Origin of the sequence: Paenibacillus sp. GCM10023250 (genome assembly GCF_042653205.1) — a bacterium.
Taxonomy (GTDB): Bacteria; Bacillota; Bacilli; order Paenibacillales; family Paenibacillaceae; genus Paenibacillus_Z.
This window is the reverse complement of record NZ_JBHSHY010000028.1, coordinates 34,336-54,156: the sequence shown is the minus strand read 5'-3', so window position 1 is coordinate 54,156 and position 19,821 is coordinate 34,336. Positions and strand designations below refer to the sequence as shown.

General features: G+C 62.9%; 15 protein-coding genes. 13 read left to right on the top strand and 2 right to left on the bottom strand.

The features are described 5' to 3' along the window. Positions 1 to 254: 254 nt before the first annotated feature. The 5 genes from ACFPB1_RS19520 to ACFPB1_RS19500 all read left to right on the top strand — a co-directional run bounded on the left by ACFPB1_RS19520 (position 255) and on the right by ACFPB1_RS19500 (position 4,650). Positions 255 to 1,094 carry a basic amino acid ABC transporter substrate-binding protein gene (locus tag ACFPB1_RS19520; protein WP_379227787.1) on the top strand — a complete coding sequence of 280 codons (840 nt, stop codon included), beginning with the start codon at positions 255 to 257 and terminating at the stop codon, positions 1,092 to 1,094. 82 nt (positions 1,095 to 1,176) lie between these two features. Next, positions 1,177 to 1,827 (top strand): amino acid ABC transporter permease, encoded by a 651-nt coding sequence (locus tag ACFPB1_RS19515; protein ID WP_379227786.1) that lies wholly within the window; start codon positions 1,177 to 1,179, stop codon positions 1,825 to 1,827. A gap of 17 nt (positions 1,828 to 1,844) precedes the next feature. Then, positions 1,845 to 2,567 carry an amino acid ABC transporter ATP-binding protein gene (locus ACFPB1_RS19510; RefSeq protein ID WP_379227795.1) on the top strand — a complete coding sequence of 241 codons (723 nt, stop codon included), beginning with the start codon at positions 1,845 to 1,847 and terminating at the stop codon, positions 2,565 to 2,567. 225 nt (positions 2,568 to 2,792) lie between these two features. Next, entirely contained in the window at positions 2,793 to 3,353 is a 561-nt protein-coding gene (locus tag ACFPB1_RS19505) for a TetR/AcrR family transcriptional regulator (protein WP_379227785.1), read from the top strand. Positions 3,354 to 3,399: 46 nt separating this feature from the next. Continuing rightward, positions 3,400 to 4,650 (top strand): cytochrome P450, encoded by a 1,251-nt coding sequence (locus tag ACFPB1_RS19500; RefSeq protein ID WP_379227784.1) that lies wholly within the window; start codon positions 3,400 to 3,402, stop codon positions 4,648 to 4,650. A gap of 113 nt (positions 4,651 to 4,763) precedes the next feature. Here the strand turns inward: ACFPB1_RS19500 and ACFPB1_RS19495 are convergent, their stop codons facing one another. Next, entirely contained in the window at positions 4,764 to 5,996 is a 1,233-nt protein-coding gene (locus tag ACFPB1_RS19495) for an aminopeptidase (protein WP_379227794.1), read from the bottom strand. Positions 5,997 to 6,307: 311 nt separating this feature from the next. Here ACFPB1_RS19495 and ACFPB1_RS19490 point away from each other — a divergent pair, with 311 nt between their 5' ends. The 5 genes from ACFPB1_RS19490 to ACFPB1_RS19470 all read left to right on the top strand — a co-directional run bounded on the left by ACFPB1_RS19490 (position 6,308) and on the right by ACFPB1_RS19470 (position 12,491). Then, positions 6,308 to 6,634 carry an MGMT family protein gene (locus tag ACFPB1_RS19490; RefSeq protein ID WP_379227793.1) on the top strand — a complete coding sequence of 109 codons (327 nt, stop codon included), beginning with the start codon at positions 6,308 to 6,310 and terminating at the stop codon, positions 6,632 to 6,634. Positions 6,635 to 6,793: 159 nt separating this feature from the next. After that, positions 6,794 to 8,536, top strand: a complete 1,743-nt coding sequence (locus tag ACFPB1_RS19485; protein WP_379227783.1) for an ABC transporter ATP-binding protein — start codon at positions 6,794 to 6,796, stop codon at positions 8,534 to 8,536. 40 nt (positions 8,537 to 8,576) lie between these two features. Beyond that, positions 8,577 to 10,391: an ABC transporter ATP-binding protein gene (locus tag ACFPB1_RS19480; protein ID WP_379227782.1), complete on the top strand. Its 1,815-nt coding sequence runs from the start codon at positions 8,577 to 8,579 to the stop codon at positions 10,389 to 10,391. A 50-nt stretch (positions 10,392 to 10,441) separates the two neighbouring features. Beyond that, the gene (locus ACFPB1_RS19475; RefSeq protein WP_379227781.1) at positions 10,442 to 11,518 is read left to right on the top strand and encodes an aminoglycoside phosphotransferase family protein; all 1,077 of its coding nucleotides are present in this window, start codon (positions 10,442 to 10,444) and stop codon (positions 11,516 to 11,518) included. Positions 11,519 to 11,546: 28 nt separating this feature from the next. Beyond that, on the top strand, positions 11,547 to 12,491 hold the full coding sequence (locus ACFPB1_RS19470) for a hypothetical protein (protein ID WP_379227780.1): 945 nt from the start codon (positions 11,547 to 11,549) through the stop codon (positions 12,489 to 12,491). A gap of 94 nt (positions 12,492 to 12,585) precedes the next feature. Here ACFPB1_RS19470 and ACFPB1_RS19465 read toward each other — a convergent pair whose 3' ends face one another. After that, positions 12,586 to 13,602 carry an LLM class flavin-dependent oxidoreductase gene (locus tag ACFPB1_RS19465; RefSeq protein WP_379227779.1) on the bottom strand — a complete coding sequence of 339 codons (1,017 nt, stop codon included), beginning with the start codon at positions 13,600 to 13,602 and terminating at the stop codon, positions 12,586 to 12,588. 773 nt (positions 13,603 to 14,375) lie between these two features. On the opposite strand from ACFPB1_RS19465, the gene ACFPB1_RS19460 reads away from it, so the two are divergent. The 3 genes from ACFPB1_RS19460 to ACFPB1_RS19450 all read left to right on the top strand — a co-directional run bounded on the left by ACFPB1_RS19460 (position 14,376) and on the right by ACFPB1_RS19450 (position 19,750). After that, positions 14,376 to 16,157, top strand: a complete 1,782-nt coding sequence (locus ACFPB1_RS19460) for a sensor histidine kinase (RefSeq protein ID WP_379227778.1) — start codon at positions 14,376 to 14,378, stop codon at positions 16,155 to 16,157. Continuing rightward, entirely contained in the window at positions 16,135 to 17,880 is a 1,746-nt protein-coding gene (locus ACFPB1_RS19455) for a response regulator (protein WP_379227777.1), read from the top strand. Before ACFPB1_RS19460 ends, ACFPB1_RS19455 begins: the two co-directional genes overlap by 23 nt. A 130-nt stretch (positions 17,881 to 18,010) precedes the next feature. After that, entirely contained in the window at positions 18,011 to 19,750 is a 1,740-nt protein-coding gene (locus ACFPB1_RS19450; RefSeq protein ID WP_379227776.1) for an extracellular solute-binding protein, read from the top strand. Positions 19,751 to 19,821: the final 71 nt, after the last annotated feature.

The following is a 19,821-nucleotide window of genomic DNA, read 5'->3' as shown; positions in this document are numbered from 1 at the left end:
GGTCCGCGGCCAGCGCGATAACGGCAAGACGGCCATAAATGCGGCGAGCATGCGACGGGGAAGGGTGCGTCTAATTGGAAGGCGTACCCTTTTTTTATGTCCGCGCAGCTCTAAACCTTCCATGAAAGCGCATAATCCGTAAATTCATGGAACTAATGTTAGGTTACATAACAAAATAAAAAATTTAATTTGATATTTTCCCTGTTTTCTTGGTAGAATCGTAACAGAATCCGAATATTAGAGGGGGAACCACCATGAAGAAACGAGTAACGTTAGGTATTGTTACGTTGATAACTGCCGTATTGCTGTCGGCCTGCGGCGCGAAGAACGAAGCGCCTGCTAATAATGCAGCGAACAACGGCAGCACGGCCGGCGGAGGGGACGAGACGACGTACCAATTCGCCAGCGACGCTAGTTACCGCCCTATGGAATACATGGACAAGGACGAGCTCAAGGGCTTCGACATCGATTTTATCGCGGCTGTCATGAAGGAGGCCGGGCTGAAGTATAAAGTTAGCAACGTCGGCTGGGACGCGATGCTCGAGAGCGTCAAGCAAGGCACCGAATATCAAGCGGGCCTGTCCAGCATTTCGATTACGGACGACCGCGCGCAGACCTATGATTTTTCCATGCCGTACTTCGAATCTGTGAACGTGATCATGGTGAAGGAAGACAGCGACATCAAGAGCGCGACGGACCTCAAGGGCAAGAAGGTCGCCGTGCAGAGCGGGACGACCGCCGACATTCTGATGACGAAGATCATGGGCGAGGGCAACACCGACCTGAAGCGCTTCGACAGCAACGCGGTGGCGCTGCTGGAGATGGATAAGGGCGGGGCGGACGCCGTCGTGGCGGATATCGCGATCGTGCGGGATTTCATCAAGAGCAATCCGGATAAGAAGTACAAGGAAGTGCAGGATACCACGAACTTCACGCCGGAGTATTACGGCATCGCGTATCCGAAAGGCAGCGAGCTGAAGGCGAAGCTGGATCCGGCGATCAAGGCGATCATCGAGAACGGCACGTACGCGGAGCTCTACAAGAAATGGTTTGACGAGGAGCCGAATACGGCCGGTTTGTTGGAAACGAAATAACGGACGAATAGCGGAGCATGCGTAGTCGAACGTTGCGCATGCTCTTTTTATCGTTACAATGCAGGAGAAAGGGCGAATCGGCATGGATTTTAGATTCGATATCATCGGAGATTACTTCCCCTTGATCATGCGAGGGACGTTATACACCATCTGTATCTCGTTCGCGTCGATCATCCTCGGCTCGATGCTCGGCCTCGGCGTCGGCCTCGGCAAAATGTCGCGCTTCCGGATTCTTCGCTGGCCGATGCAAGCCTACATCAACTTCTTCCGCGGGACGCCGCTGCTCGTGCAAATCTTCATCGTGCACTTCGCGTTCGTGCCGCTCGTCTACGGCAAGACCAACGCGATCGCGGCGGCGGTCGTCGCGCTGTCGCTGAACGCGGCGGCGTACACGGCGGAGATCTACCGGGCCGGCATCCAGTCGATCGACAAGGGGCAGACGGAGGCCGCTCTGTCCATCGGCATGACGCACTGGCAGGCGATGCGCTACGTCGTGCTGCCGCAGGCGATCAAACGCATGATCCCGGCCTTCGGCAACGAATTTATCGTGCTGCTGAAGGATTCGTCGCTGCTGACGTTCATCACGGTGCCCGAGATCATGTACTGGAGCAACGCGATGAAGGCGCAGTACATTCGCGTTTGGGAGCCGTACCTGACGGCGGCGTTCGTATATTTCGTGTTGACGTATACGCTCAATAAGCTGCTGATGTGGATCGAAAGGCGGGTGCAATGACGATGGCGGCGAAACCGATTATACAAGTGAAGGGATTGGCCAAGGCGTTCGGCAAGAACGAAGTGCTGAAGGACGTCACGGTCGACGTGGCGCCGTCGGAGGTGCTCGTCGTAATCGGGCCGTCCGGCTCGGGCAAGTCGACGTTCCTCCGCTGCCTCAATCTGCTGGAGCAGCCTACGGGCGGCGAGATCATCGTCGACGGCACGCCGCTGCTCGCCAAGGGCACGGACATCGTCGCGATGCGGGCGGAGCTCGGCATGGTCTTCCAGCAATTCAATCTGTTCCCGCATCTGAAAGTGCTGGACAACCTGACGCTGGGGCCGATCAAGATTCGCAAATGGACGGCCGAGAGGGCGCGGGCGAAGGCGCTCGAACTGCTGCGCAAGGTCGGGCTGGAGCACAAGGCGGATGCTTATCCGTCCTCGCTCTCCGGCGGACAGGCGCAGCGCGTCGCCATCGCGCGGGCGCTGGCGATGGAGCCGAAGATCATGCTCTTCGACGAGCCGACCTCGGCGCTCGACCCCGAGATGGTGGGCGAGGTGCTCGGCGTGATGAAACAGCTCGCGAAGGAAGGCATGACGATGGTCGTCGTGACGCACGAGATGGGCTTCGCCCGCGAGGTCGGCGACCGGGTGCTGTTCATGGAGCAGGGCCGCGTCGTCGAGGCAGGACCGCCGGAGGATCTGTTCGAGCGGCCGCGGGAGGAACGGACGAAGGCGTTTTTGTCGAAGGTATTGTAGGGGCACACGAATAAAGCCAGCCGCGCATGGGGGACCGTCGGACCTTCGTAGCGCGGCTTTTTTGTTGCGCGCGGGACCCGGCGAACGGTCGCTGAAATCCGTCGTTGACATGTAAAAAATAACCATATAACATACGTTATATAACGGATGTCATTATTTATGCGTTTAACGATTGCCATTCACCATTTTAATGATCCATGCCATTAACGACGCGGAGAGATGCCGATGCCCCCAAAAGCAGAAATCACGAAGGAAAGCGTCCTGAACGCGGCCTTCGACCTCGTACGGGAGGAAGGGCTCGAAGGGCTGACGACGCGCCGCGTCGCGCGGCGGCTGAACTGCTCGACGCAGCCGATCTACAGCGTGTACGGCAGCATGGAAGCCGTCAAGGCAGACGTGTTCGACCGGGCGGTTCGGTTCGCGCTGGCCCGCATCGAGACGTACGAGAACGCGAACAACGAGCCCGTCATGAACATGGCGATCGGCTGCCTGCTGTTCGCGAAGCACGAGAAGCGGCTGTTCCGGGCGATCTTCCTGTCCGAGTACGGGGCGTACGACAATAACAAGCTCTACGAAGCCATGCGCGCGGCATTTCTGCAGCTCGACGGCCGGTTCGGCGGGATGGAGGAAGCCCGCTTGCGGCGCCTGTTTTTGAAGCTGGCGATGTTCTGGATCGGCATGGGCGCGATGATCAACGCTGGGGCGCTGGAGCTCGACGTCGAGGAAGCGACGAAGATGATCGAGGAGATGTACGAGGCGTTACAAGCGCAGGAAGGGTTGGCTTGACGAATCATCCATACGAATCATTCCATTATCCGGGAGCGTGATCGCAATGCAAGAATTGCCGACAGCCTTCGAAACAGCCGATATTGAAGCGTGGTTCCGAACGTATTCGCCCCGATTGCACGGCAATCCGGACGATTTTTACGCGTATTTGCTGGAACAGGAGCCGCTGTGCGACGTCACGGGCGCCGGGTTCTGGGTTGTGTCCCGGTACGAGGACGTGAACCGGATTCTGAAGGATCCGGTATTTGTCCGCGAGTACCGGAACGCGCTGCCGGAGCAGCAACGGCAGGAGCTGCCGCCGCCTTCCGAGGAATGGAAGCCGGTCGGCGAGCTGCTGGATAATTGGATGCTGTTCCGCGATCCGCCGGCGCATACGCGGCTGAGAAGGCTGGTCAGCCATGCGTTCCTGCCGCGGTCTATGGAGCGGCTCGAGCCCAGGGTCCGCGCGGTCGCGGAGTATCTGGCTGACGAGATGGCCGAAGCGTCCCGGCCCGACCTGATCGCGTCGTTCGCGTTCCCGCTGCCGGTCATCGTCATCGCCGAGCTGCTCGGCGTGCCGTCTGAGGATCGCGAGCTGTTCAAAGCGTGGTCGCGTGTTTTCGCGGGCGTGCTCGAGGGCGGCGAGCGGCCGGCAGGGTTCGCGCAGCAGGCGAAGCAAGCCGCGGAGGAGATCTCCGCCTACTTCCGCGACCTGATCGCGGAACGCAAGGCCGCTCCGCGCGAAGACATGATCAGCGAGCTGATCGCGGCGCACGAGCAGGGGGAGCGGCTGACGGAACAGGAGCTCGTCGCGACCTGCGTGCTGATGCTCGTCGCCGGCCATGAGACGACCGTCAATCTGATCGGCAACAGCGTCTACTGCCTGCTCCGGCATCCCGATCAGCTCGCCCGCCTGCTCGCGCGTCCGGAACTGGCCGCCTCCGCCGTCGAAGAGGCGCTGCGCTTCGAAAGCCCCGTGAGGATGACGTCGCGCCTCGCGGCCGCCGATTACGCGATCGGCGGCCGGACGATCCGTCAAGGCCAATCCGTGAACGTGATCCTCGGCGCGGCCAATCGCGATCCCGCGCAGTTCGAGCGTCCGAACGTCTTCGATGTCGCGCGTACGCCGAACCGCCATTTGGCGTTCGCGTCCGGTCCGCATTTCTGCTTGGGCGCGCCGCTCGCGCGCATGGAAGGCGAGCTCGCGCTGTCCGCGCTGCTGTCGCGCTTTCCGCGAATGCGCCTCGCGGACGCCGAGCCGAATTGGCACCCCAGCCTGCTGTTCCGGGGCTTGGCGACGTTGCCGCTGTACCTGTGAGAGCTTTGATCCGCGGGCCTTTCGCGCCTGGCTGAGCCGTCTATCGTGATAAAAATGGCCGTACGGGGATCGTCCCCGTACGGCCATTCATTATTCGTTGTAGCGTTCGCAGATCAGATCGCCCAGTTGCCGCCGCGGAACAGCGGCTCGGCCGTACCGTCCGCGCGGATGCCGTCGATGTCGAGCTCGGCGGAGCCGATCATGAAGTCGACGTGCACGAGGCTGGAGTTCAGGCCCGCAGCGATTTGCTCCTCTTCCGTCATGGCCTTGCCGCCCTCGACGCAAAAGGCGTACGCTTTACCGATGGCGAGGTGACAGGAGGCGTTCTCGTCGAACAGCGTGTTGTAGAAGGTGAGGTTCGTGTCCGAGATCGGCGAGCGGTGCGGCACGAGCGCGATTTCGCCCAGGAACGCGGCGCCTTCGTCGGTGCCGATCAGGTTCCGCAGCACTTCAAGGCCTTCCTCAGCCTGAATGTCGACGATTTTGCCGTCCTTGAACGTCAGCACGAAATCCTTGATCAGGTTGCCGCCGTAGCTGAGCGGCTTCGTGCTGGTGACGGTGCCGTTCGCGCCGCCGCGCTGCGGGGCGGTGAACACTTCCTCCGTCGGCATGTTGGCGACGAAGATGTCGCCCTTCGCGTTCTCGCTGCCTGCGCTGATCCAGATATGGCCTTGCGGCAGCTCCAGCGTCAGATCCGTGCCCGGACCGGTGTAGCGGAGCGCAAAATATTTCTTCTCGTTCAGGATGGACGCCTTGCGGTCGAGCACGTCGATGTGCGTCTTCCAAGCGGCGACCGGGTCGGGCTCGTTGATCCGCGTCGCGGCGAAGATCGCATCCCACAGCGCGTCCTCCTGCGCTTCCGGAGCGACCTCCGGGAACACCTTCGCGGCCCAGTCGGGCGACGGCACGGCGACGATCGACCAGCTGACCTTGTCCGACATCGTGTATGTACGCCACGTCTTCAGCGCAATGCCCGCCGCCTTGTTGGCATTGGCGATCCGCTCCGGCGGAATGCCCTTCAGCAGGTCGGGGTTGGCCGCGACGATGCTGAGGAACGCTGCGTTGTCCGCGGCCATGTCCTCCCAGCCTTTGGCGCGCCATTGCGGGTATTCGTTGAACGCCTCGTCCGGGGCAAGCTCGTATTTCGTGCGGGTTACGACGTCGTCGCTCCACTCGACGTGGACGTTTTTGGCGCCGGCTTCGTACGCCTTCTTCACGACCTTGCGCACGAAAGGTGCGGAGGTGATGCCGGCGGTGACGACGAGCGTCTGGCCGGGTTGGACGTTCACGCCGACCTCGACGGCGAGCGCCGCGTAGCGTTCGAGTTTGGCTTCGAAATCATTGATCATTGAATAAACACTCCTTACATCCGGATAGCGTTATTTTACCACAAAAGGCGGCCAAACCCTAAAGCGGAGGGCGGAGAAATTCGCGCGCGGCCGCGCCGCTTCGCTCGAAGTCGAGAACGGCTGCGGAGCCGGTGCGCAAGCGAACAGACGAAAATTTTTACGAACATATTTTCGCATAAATGCGGCGTAAACCGAAAGGTTAGGCTATAATAGGAAGAAATCTGGATATCCGGCCCATGAACGGCCAGCTCCGCGCGATCGGCGGCCGTTCCCGTTCGGGGCTGCGGCGCGAAAGGATGGGCACGGCCATGACGCCGTTTACGGCAGACGTCTTGAAGATCATCTCGAACATTCCGGCGGGGCGCGTCATGACCTACGGAGGCATCGCGGAGCTGGCGGGCAGCCCCCGGGCCGCGAGGCAGGTCGTCCGCGTGCTGCATTCCATGAGCGACAAGCACGGCTTGCCGTGGCACCGGGTCATCAACGCGAAAGGCGAAATCGCCATCAGCAGCGACGAAGGGCGGTTTCTGCAGCGCGCGCTGCTGGAAGAAGAGGGCGTGTACGTCAATCCGGCGGGCGTCGTCGATTTGGACGAGTACCTGTATGTGCCGGACGCGCCGGAGCGCCCGGAGTAAAGGAAAGTAAAGGAAAGCAAGCGAAGGCTAAGGAAGACAAGAAAGACAAGAAAGGCAAGAAAGGCGCCGGTTCCCGCCGCAAGCGGGGAACGGTGCGGAGCGACGGGGACCGCTTCATTGAACCGTTCCCGCATTCGAATCGAAACGGAGGAAATCGGCGTGTCGTTCGTAACGCGGCTGCAGTGGTTTTTCAAAACGAGATGGGGGTACTACGCGGTGGCGATCGTCTTGATGGCGACCGTGAACCTGCTACAGACGATTCCGCCCAAAATGATCGGCAACACGATCGACCATATTCAGCGCGGCCGGCTGACCGCGTCGGAGCTCAGCCATACGGTTCTGCTGCTGACCGGGCTCGCGCTGATCATGTACGTGCTCGTCTACGTCTGGATCACGACGCTCTACGGCAATTCCGTGCTGCTCGAGAAGCTGCTGCGGGGCCGCTTCATGGCGCATCTGACGCGGATGACGCCGAGCTTCTTCCAGCGCAACAGCACGGGCCAGCTGATGGCGCTCGCCACCAACGACATCCTCGCCATCGGCAATACGGCGGGCTACGGCGTCATGACGCTCGTTAACACGCTCGTCGGCGCGTCCGTTGTCATCATCACGATGATCTCGCTCATCGACTACCGGCTCATGCTGGCGGCGCTCGTGCCGCTGCCGCTGCTGGCGGTCGCGATCGGCTATCTCGGGCGCAAGGTGCGGGTCCGCTTCCTCGCCGCCCAGGACGCGTTCGGCAAGATGAACGATCACGCGCTGGAGTCGATCTCCGGCATCCGCGTGCTGCGTTCCTACGTGCAGGAGCACCGGGACCTCGAGGCGTTCGACGCCGTCACGGCCGGCGTCATGGACCGCAACCGCGAGGTATCGCTGCTGAACGCCCTGTTCCAGCCGATCATCTCGCTCATCGTCGGGATCAGCTACTCGATCGGGATCGGCTACGGCTCGTATTTGGTGTTTTCCCATGACATCTCGCTCGGGCAGCTCGTGTCGTTCAATATCTACTTGGGCATGCTGATCTGGCCGATGATCTCGTTCGGGGAGTTCATCAACGTGCTGCAGCGGGGCAACGCCTCGGCCGACCGCGTGGAGCGGTCGTTCCTCCAGGAGCCGGATCTCGCCGATCCCGAGCGGCCGGTCGACGTCGAGGTGCCGGAGCGCATCGAGATGCGCGGCCTCTCGTTCACGTACCCGTCGGCGGAGCATCCGAGCCTGCGGGACATCTCGTTCCGGCTCGAGCGCGGGCAGACGCTCGGCATCGTCGGGCGCACGGGCAGCGGGAAGAGCACGCTGCTGAAGCAGCTGCTGCGGCAGTATCCGCTCGAGCCGGAGCGGCTTTTCTTCTCGGGCGTGCCCGTCGAAGCGATCGCGCTCAACCGGGTGAAGGCTTGGGTTGCCTACGTGCCGCAGGAGCATCTGCTGCTGTCGAAGACCATCCGCGACAATATCGCCCTCGGCAAGCCGGACGCCACGGACGCGGAGGTCGCCAAGGCGGTGGAAATGGCGTCCTTCGCCGCGGACGTCGCGCTCATGCCGGAAGGGCTCGGCACGGTCGTCGGCGAGAACGGCGTCATGCTTTCCGGCGGGCAGAAGCAGCGGCTCGCGATCGCGCGATCGCTGCTGATGAACGCCGAAATTCTGGTCATGGACGACTCGCTCTCGGCCGTCGACGCGCGGACCGAGACCCGGATTTTGCAGCAAATCCGGCAGGAGCGCGCGGGCAGGACGACTTTCATCGCGACGCACCGCCTGTCCGCCGTCAGCCACGCCGACTGGATCCTCGTGCTTGACGAAGGCCGGATCGTGGAGGAAGGCACGCATGAAGAGCTGATGCACTTCGGCGGCTGGTACCGGAAGCAGTGGGACCGCCAGCAGATGGAAGCCGGGCTGGAGGAGTAGCCATGACAAGCGCCCTTGGAGGCACAGGAGGTCGGACACGATGAAGTCAACTACCGCGGGCAGGCTGGCACGCTATGCCCTCGCGTACAAACACCGCATTATCGCGGCCATGCTCATTCTCTGCTGCGCCGTCGGCGCGGAGCTCGGCGGGCCGTACATCGCCAAGACCATTATCGATAACCATCTCTCGCAAGGCAGAGACGACATCGCCGCCGTGCTCCGGCTGCTCGCCTTGTACATGGGGCTGCTGCTGACGGCGAGCGTGTGCAATTTCTCGCAATCGTATTTGCTGCAGACGACGGCGCTCCGGATCATTAAGAACATGCGGATGGACCTCATGAAGCACATCTCCCGCATTCCGGTGCGGTACTTCGACAATACGCCGATAGGCCAGGTCGTCTCGCGGATCGCGAACGACACCGAGGCGATCCGCGACTTGTTCATGAGCTTCATGGCGACGTTCGTCGTCAGCTTCGTGCAGCTCGCCGGCATTTACGTGGCCCTGTTCGTGCTGGACGCCCGGCTCGCGCTGATCACGCTGGCGCTGCCGCCGCTCTTCGTCGCCATCATGTACGTCCACCTGAAATATTCCAAAATCTATATCACGATCATGCGCGCCCGGCTGAGCGACATGAACGCGATGTTCAACGAGACGATCAACGTCATGCCGGTTATCCAAGCGTTCCGCCGGGAGAAGATGACGATCCGCGAGTTCGAGACGCTGAACCACGACCGGTACGTGAACCAAGTGAAGCAGTTCCGGGTGTTCTCGCTCTCTTCGCGCAACATCGTCGGCACGATCGGCGGACTGCTGACGGCGCTGGTCATCTGGTATTTCGGCAACGAGTCGCTGTCGGCGGCGTCGATCTCGTTCGGCGTCTTCTACGCGTTCATCGATTATTTGGGCCGGATCTTCAACCCCATCATCGGCATCTTCGACCAGCTCATGAACGCGCAGCGGGCGTTCGTGTCCGGCGAGAAGGTGTTCGCCATCATGGATCTCGAAGGCAAGGACGTGGAGGAATCGGAAGGGACGCCGCGCCCGGAGGGAGCCGTGAAGTTCGACAACGTCACATTCGCCTACAAGGAAGGCGAGAACGTCCTGAAGGGCATCTCGTTCGAGGCGCGCAAGGGCGAGACGGTGGCGCTCGTCGGGCATACCGGCTCGGGCAAGAGCTCCATCCTGAATCTGCTGCTCGGCTTCTACGAGCCGCAGCAGGGCACGATCTCGATCGACGGCCGGGATATCGGGACGTATTCCAAGCAGGCGCTGCGCAAGCATATGGGCATCGTGCTGCAGGATCCGTTTCTGTTCGCGGGGGATATCAAATTCAACGTCAGCCTTTATAATAAAGACATCACGTTCGAGCGGGTCAAGGCGGCGCTGCGGGAGGTCGGCGCGTCTGCGTTCGTCGAGCAGCTGCCGAACGGCTACGACGAGCAGGTCGTGGAGCGGGGCAGCACGCTGTCCTCGGGCCAGCGGCAGCTCATCTCGTTCGCGCGGGCGCTGGCGTTCGACCCGTCGATCCTCATTCTGGATGAGGCGACGGCGAACATCGACAGCGAGACGGAAGGCTTGATCCAGCGGGCGCTCAAGGTCGTGAGCGCTGGACGGACGACGCTCGTCATCGCGCATCGGCTGTCCACGATTCGCGAGGCGGATCAGATCCTGGTGCTGCATCGCGGCGAAATCGTGGAGCGCGGCAATCACCGCGAGCTGATGGCGCTGGAAGGGCGCTACTATAAAATGTACCAGCTGCAGACGGGCGAAACGGCCGCGGCGCAGGCCGGAGAAGGCGGCGCGCGGCCGGGTGGCGGCGGATCCCAGACGGGAGGCGCGCCGATCGTCATCTGACGCGGCGGCCATGACGGCACAAGGAAGCTAACGGAGAGGGCGATTGGTCGATGAGCGAATGGGCAGCAAGCGACTTCAAGAAACCGGACGGCACGCTGAACGAAGCGTTGGTCGCGGGACGGGAAACGTTATATACGGGCATGAACGGGCAGCGGGTGGAGCGGCTGTTCCTGAGCACGGGGGAGCGGGTCATCTATAAGCCGCTGACCAACGACAGCCAGCTGGGGAGGGAAGCGTGGGTGTACGCCCGCGTGCTTCCGATGCTGCCGCCGATCTATCCGAAGCTGCTGGCGTTCTCGGGCATCGCGATGCCAAATGCGGAGCACGCGGGCCTGGACATCGCGGCGGGGGCTGCGGATTCGGCCGGGTACGGCGGGGCGGGTGAGGACGGAGGCTGGTGCCTGTTCGAGGACTTAGGCACCCTTTCACATGCTTTCGACGCGGATGCGGCCGAAGCGCTCGTGCCGTATATCGCGCAGTGGCACGCGCTGCCCGTCGATGACCTGCGGGATGCTCCGCTGCTCGGCCCGAAGCCGCTGATCGAAGCGCTGCTCGCGGACGTGCTGGACCGGGAAGACGCGCTGCGCGCCGCCTTGTCCGCCGCGCTGCCGGAGGGGGAGGCCCTGCTGGAGCGGGTCTTGGCGCCGCTGCGGTCCGGCGGGGCGCTTCATGCCTCGCCGCCGGGCTGGTCCCGGCGGGTGCTGTCGCACGGCGACCTGCATCTCGGCAATTACGCGCTCGCCGAGGGCGGCTTGAAAGTGCTCGATTGGGAGCATGCGCATCTGAACAGCCCCTACTGGGACTTGTACCATCTGATCGATCTGTCCCATCCCGTATTCCCGAAGACGATGGACGCGGACGTCCGGGGGCGGCTGCTGGACGTCTACGCTTCCGAGGCGGCCCGCTGGGGCATGCCGGCGGACGGGGCCGCGTTCAAGCGGGAGTATGCCCGGTTCGCCGCCGTGTTCTCGCTTTGGATGCTGCTGCTGATCGAGAAGGATCTCGCGGCGCTTCGGCGGGACGCGGGTCTGCCCGCCAAGTGGTCGCCTGAGCAGCTGCGCCGGCAGCGGACGGAAACGCTGGCTAGCATCGCGCAGTGCGCGGCGCTGCTGGAATCGGCGGATTAATCGCAAGAGGAACGGGAGGCGTTAGCCGATGGGAGACGAATTGCAATCGGAGCTGGAGTCGATTCCCGGCCGTCCGAACCGGGCGGACGTCATCCGGCTGCTGGCGGAAGACTTGTCCGGCAGCGAGCTGAACACGCTGCTGCTGGAGGTGTTCCGCGCGCGGACCGCGGCCTCGTCCGCCGCCGACCTGCTGCGCCGGTACCGGGAGAACCGCTTCGTGCAGCCGGCCGCCGCCGATCCGATCGCGCTGAGACGGCTGGAGCTCGCGCTGCTGTCGATCGCGGTTCGGCACGGCGCCGCGCCGGTACAGCTCTCGCCGGTCGCGCCGCTCGGCACGGCGTCGGTCATCGCGGAGGTCGACCAGAACAACGTCGTCTCCGCCTTGCGGGGGACGGAGGTCGTGTCGGACGCGACCAATTTGCTGGCGCTGCATGCGTGTGAGCTGATCCGGGCCCGGGGAGCATCGCGCCGGAAGGAAGAGCGGCTGCGGCTGTGCACGACGCACCGGCATGTGCGAGCGCAGTTCTGGGGGAACGCGCCGGGCATGCTGCCGCACTTCCATCTCTTCGGCCAGGTGACCGCGGGACGCGACACCGGCTCGTACGGCTTCGAGAAGCCGGCGTTCTGGGAGCACATCGCGCTCTACCGGGCGATCTTCCGCGAGCGCTTCGACGCGGACATCGAGGTGATCCTGAGCGCCCGCGGCGGATATTCGGACGCCGAAGGGCTGCTGGCGTGGATCGTCGCGGAGGGCGAGGCGCGCGGCGCCGGCGGTATCCGCCTCACGATCGGAGCAGCGAAGCCGGATCACCGGTATTACGCAGGGCTGCAGTTCACGATTAAGACGACGATCGCAGGGAAGGAACTGACGATCGGCGACGGCGGGTTCGTCGATTGGACGCAGCGGCTCCTCGGCAATAAGAAGGAACGGCTGCTGATCAGCGCCATCGGGCTGGAACGGCTGATGAGCTGACGGCGGCGGCGCTGACCGCACCGGCGGTAATGGTACAAAAAAGCACTCCGCGAACGGCCGTGACGGCGGTTCGGGAGTGCTTTTTCGTGTGATATCAGTCGGCGGCTTGCAGTCCGCCGGCTTCGGCGATGATTTCGAACGAGCGCAGCCGGGCTTGGTGATCGTAGATCTGCGACGTGATGATCAGCTCGTCGGCCATCGTATCCCGGAGGATCTCCTGCAGGCGGTTCTCGACGGCGGCCTTGGCGCCGATGACGCCGAATTGGAACTTGGACTGCAGCGCTTCGCGTTCATGCGGCTGCCACAGCGCGTCCATGTCGGCGACCGGCGGCTTCAGCTTGCCGGGACGGCCGCGGATCAAGCTGAGGAATTGCTGCTGCTGCGACGTCGCCAGGAACCGGGCCTCTTCATCGGTGTCGGCCGTGACGATGTTGACGCCGATCATGACGTACGGCTTCTCCAGCGCGTCGGACGGCTGGAAGTTGCTGCGATAGAGATGAATCGCCGGCATCAGGTACTCCGGCGCGAAATGGCTCGCGAACGCGAACGGCAAGCCGAGCTCGCCGGCCAGCTTGGCGCTGAAGCCGCTCGAGCCGAGCAGCCAGATCGGCACGTGCTGCCCTTCGCCCGGCGTGGCCCGGACCGGCATGTACTCGCCTTCGGGCGGGTTGAAGTAGTGCCTCAGCTCGCTCAGCAGCTCGGGGAAATCCTCCCCGTGCGTCCGCAGGTCGCGGCGCAGCGCCCGCACGGTCGATTGGTCGGACCCGGGCGCGCGGCCGAGGCCGAGATCAATTCGGCCGGGGTACATCGACTCCAGCGTGCCGAATTGCTCCGCGATGACGAGCGGCGCGTGGTTTGGCAGCATGATGCCGCCCGAGCCGACGCGGATCCGCTTCGTGCCGCCGGCCACGTAGCCGATGACGACGGACGTCGCCGAGCTGGCGATGCCGGCCATGTTATGGTGCTCGGCGAGCCAATAGCGATTGTAGCCGAGACGCTCGGCCAGCCGCGCGAGCTCCAGCGTATGGCGGAAGGATTCCGCCGGCGTCCCGCCCTCCACGACGGGCGCCAGGTCCAGCAGGGAAAGCGGAACGGAACGTTCAAGGGGCATGGGAAAACCTCCTAAAAGTTTTTGCGAGCGAAGCCCGCAGCCGGGAATCCGGCAAGATAAGCAAAAACTGCATCGGAAGCATCGGCTAAGTTTTTGCGAGCGAAGCCCGCAGCCGAGAATCCGGCAAGATAAGCAAAAACTGCATCGGAAGCATCGGCTAAGTTTTTGCGAGCGAAGCCCGCAGCCGGGAATCCGGCAAGATAAGCAAAACCTGCATCGGAAGCATCGGCTAAGTTTTTGCGAGCGAAGCCCGCAGCCGGGAATCCGGCAAGATAAGCAAAACCTGCATCGGAAGCATCGGCTAAGTTTTTGCGGGCGAAGCCCGCAGCCGGGAATCCGGCGAGATCAGCGGTGGGAAGAGCGGCGGCCGAGGCCTCCGATCCGCTGCACCGCGCTGCTCAGCCTCTATCTCAACGACAGTAAGACGACTATGAAAGTGTACGCTCCTATTATGGAACAGGGGCGGGGTAAATAGCAAGCAGCTAACCTTTTGTTAGTGCATAGTCCAAGCCCTCCACCTGACCTGCGCCCGCCCGCGCCTGACCGCGCCTGGCCGCGCTTGATTGCGCCTGACCGCACCTGGCCGCACCCTCCATCTCAGACAACGCGCCATCCCGCATTTTCGGCGCGGCATTCCTCCTTTCCGTTTCCGCGGAAACGCCCCGCCCAACCCGCGCCGCGGCTGTCGAAATACCGGGCGAAATGGCAGGAACGGCCATATGATTTACCCCCTATTTTTGCTATAGTGAGGGAAAGTTATCCGTGTCCCGGGGGTGTCCGCGCTGACGATCCTGAAACGACTGGCTTCCTTGTCCATCCTGCCCAAGCTTGTCCTGACCTTCCTCCTGACCCTCACGCCGCTCTACATCATCGGCTGGCGAATGAACGAAATCGGCTCGCACCACGTGCAAAAAGAAATTACCGATTCGCTCGTATCCCGGACCTCGCTCTATATGAACATGCTGGAATTCGACCTCGACGGCGTCATCCGGCAGCTGCAGGAATACGTCAACGACGACGATCTGCTCAAGCTTACCTCCTCCTCCGAAGTCATGACCGAGATCGAGAAGATGCAAGCCCAGCTCCGCCTCAAGAGCAAACTCGACCTGCTCAAAAAGTCCAGTAAATTCGTTGAAGATGCAATCGCTTTCATTCCCGTGATGGACCGGACCGTCTCCGCGAACGACAACATCATCGGCGACTTCGACCAGAAGCAGTTCGATGCGCTGGCGCAGTCGACGAACCGCTTCGAGGCGCCGTTCCTCGTCTGGCAGAACCGGATCTTCATCAGCCTGCCGTATCCCGACCCGGCGGTGTCCGGCCGGCAGAAGCCGGTATTCCTGTTGGCCGTGGAGGTGTCCCGGGCCAAGCTGGAGGCGGCGCTGCAGGAGTTTACCAACGAGGGCGGCCGGACGGCGCTCGTCGGCATCGAGCAGCCGTTCATCATTACCGGCGGCGAGACGGCGGTCGACGAGGCGCTCGTGCGCGATTTTCAGCGGGAGGGCGAAGGGGCCGCCGATAATCAGCTGCAGTCCGTCAGCTGGAAAGGAACGCCGTATCTGCTCGTCTCCAACCATTCCCCCCGTCTCGACATGTCGCTGCTCATGTACGTGCCCGAAGCGAAAGTGAACGCGTCGCTCGAGGTCTACCGGTTCTGGTTCTATGTGCTGTCGGTCGTCTCCGTCATCCTGGTGCTGCTGTTCTCGTACAGCATCTACCTCATCATCCACCAGCCGCTCAAACGGCTCGTCCGCTCCTTCCGCCGCATCGAGCAGGGCAAGTTCAACCTGGAGGTGCATTACCCGCTGCAGGACGAGTTCGGCTACCTGTACGGCCAGTTCAACGGCATGGTGCGGCGGCTCGACGTGCTGGTCCACGAGGTGTACGAGCAGCAGTACCGGGCGCGCCTCGCGGAGCTGCGGCATTTGCAGTCGCAGATCAACCCGCATTTTATGTACAACAGCTACTTCATTCTGTACCGGATGGCGAAGCAGAAGGATCACGACAACGTCATCTACTTCACGAAGCATCTCGGCGAGTATTTCCAGTACATCACGCGCGACGGCTCCGACGAGGTGCCGCTGCGCAGCGAGGTGCAGCATGCCCGCACGTACGCGGAGATCCAGTCCATCCGCTTCTCCGAGCGGATCACGGTGGACTTCGGCGAGGTGCCGGAGGCGATCCGCGAATTTCCGGTGCCGCGGCTGATCGTGCAGCCGATCATCGAGAACGCGTACAACCACGGCTTGGAAAACAAGCGCCGGAACGGGCTCATCGCCGTGCGGTTCCGCGAGCGGGAGCGCGCGATCGACATCGTCATCGAGGACAACGGCGACGACCTGAACGAGGAGAAGCTCCGCACTATGCAAGCGGGTTTGCTGGACAAGGCCGAGCCGACCGAGCATACGGGCTTGCTGAACGTGCACCGGCGCATCATCATTCGGTACGGCGGGGGCGGGCTGACGCTCGAGCTCGGCACGGAACGGGGGCTCAAGGTGACCATGACGATTCCGAGAGAGGCAGGTGGCGGCCATGTACCGCTTATTAATCGTTGACGACGAACGCTTCACGGTGGACGGACTGTACGAGATGATCGAGGAGATCGAAGACTTGGAGCTGGACCTGTATCGCGCCTACTCGCCGGAGGAAGCGCTGGACTGGCTGGCCCGGACGAAAATTGACATCGTGCTGAGCGACGTGCGCATGCCCGGCATGACGGGGCTGGAGCTGCAGAAGCGGATCGTCGCGCAGTGGCCGCGGTGCAAAGTCATTTTCCTGACTGGCATCCATCAGCTGGAGACGGCCCAGACGGCGATGCGGACGGGCTCCATCGACTATATTCTCAAGACCGAGGGCGACGAGGCGATCGAGCGCAGCATCCGCCAAGCCGTCGCGGCGCTGGACGCGGAGACGGCGAGCGAAAGCTTCCTGCTGCAAGCCAAACGGCGCGTCAGCGAGGCGATGCCCCTGCTGCACCGCGACTGGCTGCAGGCCGTGCTGGAGCGGCAGGCGCCGGCCGCGACGGACGGGAAGCTGGCGGAGCTGAACATTCCGCTGCGCCGCGCGCTGCCCGTGCTGCCGCTCATCGGCCGGATCGACTGGCCGGAGGCGGCGGGCTACCGCGACCGGTCGCTCCTGCTGTACGCGGTCCAAAATATCGCCGCCGAGTATTACGAGCCACTGGCGTTCTTCTCGGTCAGCCTGGACGGGAGCCATTTCATGTGCCTGCTGCAGCCGCGGGCGGCGGACGGGGAGATCGCCGGAGTCGGAGATGAGGCCGGAACCGGAGATGCGGACATGGCTGGAAATAGGAGCCGCAACGGGGCTGGAGCCGCGGACAATGCCGAAGCAGGGGCCGCGAACGAGGCCGGGGCCGCGGACGAGGCGGACCAGTCCTGGCCGCAAGCGATCGGCTTCGCGCGCGGGACGATGGAATCCGTGCAGCGGACCTGCGAGCGGCTGCTGCAGCTGGACGTCTCGCTGATCGGCTGTGTCCGGCCGGTCGCGTGGGACGCGCTGCCGGAGGCGTACGACGGCATGCGGCGGCAGCTCCAGATCGGTCTCGGCTCCCGCGACCGGATGCTGCTGCTCTGGCGTCCGGACGAGGACGCGCCGCCCCGGGCCCAGGGGTCGCCGCCGCTTCCGCCGCCGCGCGTCATCGGCTCGCGGCTGGAGCGCCTGCTCGAGGATGGGAGCGAGGCGGCATTCGCCGAAGCCGTGCGGGAGTACGTCCTGCTGCCGGCCCGTTATGCCGACTATGCGCGAGCGTATTACGCGATCGCCGGCATGCTCCTCGGGCATCTGGCGCCGGACGAGGCGGAGCGGGCGGACGACGACGGGGGCGCCATCGACGCGCTGATGAACCTCTCCGCGCACCCGAGCCGGGAAGCCGCGCTGCAGCGGCTGCTGCGCGTCGCGGCGGACATCCGCGCGCGGCGCCGTTCGGTGCAGACGGAATGCACGCGGCAGGTCATCGCCCGTCTGCATCAGTACATCCGGGCCAACTTGGCCGGCGACCTGTCCCTGACGCGGCTCTCCGAGGTCGTCTATTTGAACCCGGCCTACCTGTCCGTGCTGTACAAGCAGCAGACCGGCCACAACTTGTCCGAATACATCGCGGAGGCGCGGCTCGAGAAGGCGAAGGAGCTGCTCGCGACGACACCGCTCAAGATTCAGGACATCGCCGATCGGGTCGGCTTCGAGACGGCGGGCTACTTCAACCGCTTCTTCAAAAAAAGGCTGCGCGTCACGCCGCAGGAATATCGGGCCCGGGCTTAGTCCCGGGCCTTTTCCGCAAACAACTTCTATACAAGAGAGAAGAAATCTAAAGATTGTTCAATCGTTCTTGCAAACGCTTCCTTTTATACTGAAAAAGAAAGAAGAAGCATTCGAAGGGGAGGATTCTGGCATGCATAAGACGGTAAAGTGGACGGCGGCGACGGCGATGGCATCGTTGCTGATGTTGGCAGCCGCTTGCAGCTCCGGCAACAACGAAACCGGCAACGCTTCCGAATCAAACGGCACGAACGCAATGAACACGACCAATGCGACCGATACGACGAATACGGGCAGCGGCGGGAATGCGGCGGCCGAGGCCGATCCGTATCTCGGCAAGTACGATCCGCCGATCACGCTGACGAGCGTGCGGATCATCAACGATACGTTCAAATTCATGGAAGGCCAGACGATCGATAACAACATGTGGACGAAGGCGCTCGAGGAGAAGCTCGGCATCAAGGTCAAGTACGACTGGGTCGTCAGCGGCGATCAGCCCGGCGGTCAGGGCGAGCAGAAGATGAACGTCTCCATCGCGTCGGGCGACCTGCCGGAAGTCATTCCGGTCAACGCGAAACAGCTGCAGCAGCTGCAGGACGCGGGCGAGCTGGAAGACTTGACGGCGGTCTACGACAAGTACGCGTCTCCGTTCCTGAAGGAAATCCTGAACCAGGACGGTCCGGCGGCCCTGTCCGCCGCGACGTTCGGCGGCAAGCTGATGGCGATTCCGAACACCGGCTCCTCCATGGACGGAGCGGCGATGATTTGGATCCGCACCGACTGGCTGCAGAAGCTCAGCCTCGAGCCGCCGAAGACGATGGCCGACGTGCTGAAGATCTCGGACGCGTTCACGAACCAGGATCCGGACGGCAACGGCAAGAAAGACACGTACGGCATCGCGATGAACAAGGACCTGTACGGCGGCTTCGCCGATATTACCGGCCTCCTGAACGGCTTCCACGCCTATCCGAAGCAGTGGATCAAGGACGCGAGCGGCAATCTGGTGTATGGCAGCGTGCAGCCGGAGATGAAGCAGGCGCTCGGCGCCCTGCAGGAGCTGTACAAGAAAGGCCAGATCGACAAGGAGTTCGGCGTCAAGGACGGCGGCAAGGAAGCCGAGCTGACCACCTCCGGCAAGATCGGCATGGAGTTCGGCCAGATGTGGAACCCGCTCTTCCCGCTCGTGGACAACAAGAAGAACGACCCGAACGCGCAGTGGCAGTCGTTCCCGCTCGTCTCGAACGACGATCAGCCGGTGACGCCGCAGGTCGGCTTCTCGACGGGGCAGTACTTCGCCGTGAAGAAGGGCGCCGAGCATCCGGAAGCCGTCATTAAGGCGATGAACCTGTTCGTCGAGACCGGCTGGGGCGAGGCGACGACGCCGGAGAACTACGCGGCCTACTTCACGAGCGAAGGCTTCGAGAAGTTCAAGATGATGCCGTTCCAGGCGTGGCCGTCGCGCAAAAACCTCGACATCTACCTCCACATCACGGCCGCGATCGACAGCAAGGACGCGTCGAAGCTGAACGCCGAGGAGCAGGATAACTATGCCAAGATCGCCGCGTTCCTCGATGGCTCGAGCAAGGATCCGCTCGGCTGGGCGTACGAACGGATCTTCGCGAAGGAAGGCTCGTTCAAGGTCATCGACGGCTACGTCAACGGCAATCAACTGAAGATGACGGAATTCTACGGCGCGCCGACGCCGGCGATGGTCGAGAAGGATTCCACCCTGCAGAAGCGCGAGATCGAGACGTTCACGAAGATCATCATGGGCGACTCGCTCGACAACTTCGATAAATTCGTCACGGAGTGGAAGAAGCTCGGAGGCGATCAGATCACGCAGGAAGTTAACGAGTGGGCGAAGAGCAAGTAACAGGCGCGCGGGCAGCGGGGGAAGCCGGTCTTCCCCTGCTTGTCTTGCCGTCCGAATGAAGCGGAGCAGGG

What these genes read in the sequence shown, in the direction of transcription:
- ACFPB1_RS19520 (WP_379227787.1), top strand. Translation starts at nt 255, where the DNA reads ATGAAGAAACGAGTAACGTTAGGTATTGTTACGTTGATAACTGCCGTA.
- ACFPB1_RS19515 (WP_379227786.1), top strand. Translation starts at nt 1,177, where the DNA reads ATGGATTTTAGATTCGATATCATCGGAGATTACTTCCCCTTGATCATG.
- ACFPB1_RS19505 (WP_379227785.1), top strand. Translation starts at nt 2,793, where the DNA reads ATGCCCCCAAAAGCAGAAATCACGAAGGAAAGCGTCCTGAACGCGGCC.
- ACFPB1_RS19500 (WP_379227784.1), top strand. Translation starts at nt 3,400, where the DNA reads ATGCAAGAATTGCCGACAGCCTTCGAAACAGCCGATATTGAAGCGTGG.
- ACFPB1_RS19490 (WP_379227793.1), top strand. Translation starts at nt 6,308, where the DNA reads ATGACGCCGTTTACGGCAGACGTCTTGAAGATCATCTCGAACATTCCG.
- ACFPB1_RS19480 (WP_379227782.1), top strand. Translation starts at nt 8,577, where the DNA reads ATGAAGTCAACTACCGCGGGCAGGCTGGCACGCTATGCCCTCGCGTAC.
- ACFPB1_RS19475 (WP_379227781.1), top strand. Translation starts at nt 10,442, where the DNA reads ATGAGCGAATGGGCAGCAAGCGACTTCAAGAAACCGGACGGCACGCTG.
- ACFPB1_RS19470 (WP_379227780.1), top strand. Translation starts at nt 11,547, where the DNA reads ATGGGAGACGAATTGCAATCGGAGCTGGAGTCGATTCCCGGCCGTCCG.
- ACFPB1_RS19465 (WP_379227779.1), bottom strand. Translation starts at nt 13,602, where the DNA reads ATGCCCCTTGAACGTTCCGTTCCGCTTTCCCTGCTGGACCTGGCGCCC.
- ACFPB1_RS19455 (WP_379227777.1), top strand. Translation starts at nt 16,135, where the DNA reads ATGTACCGCTTATTAATCGTTGACGACGAACGCTTCACGGTGGACGGA.
- ACFPB1_RS19450 (WP_379227776.1), top strand. Translation starts at nt 18,011, where the DNA reads ATGCATAAGACGGTAAAGTGGACGGCGGCGACGGCGATGGCATCGTTG.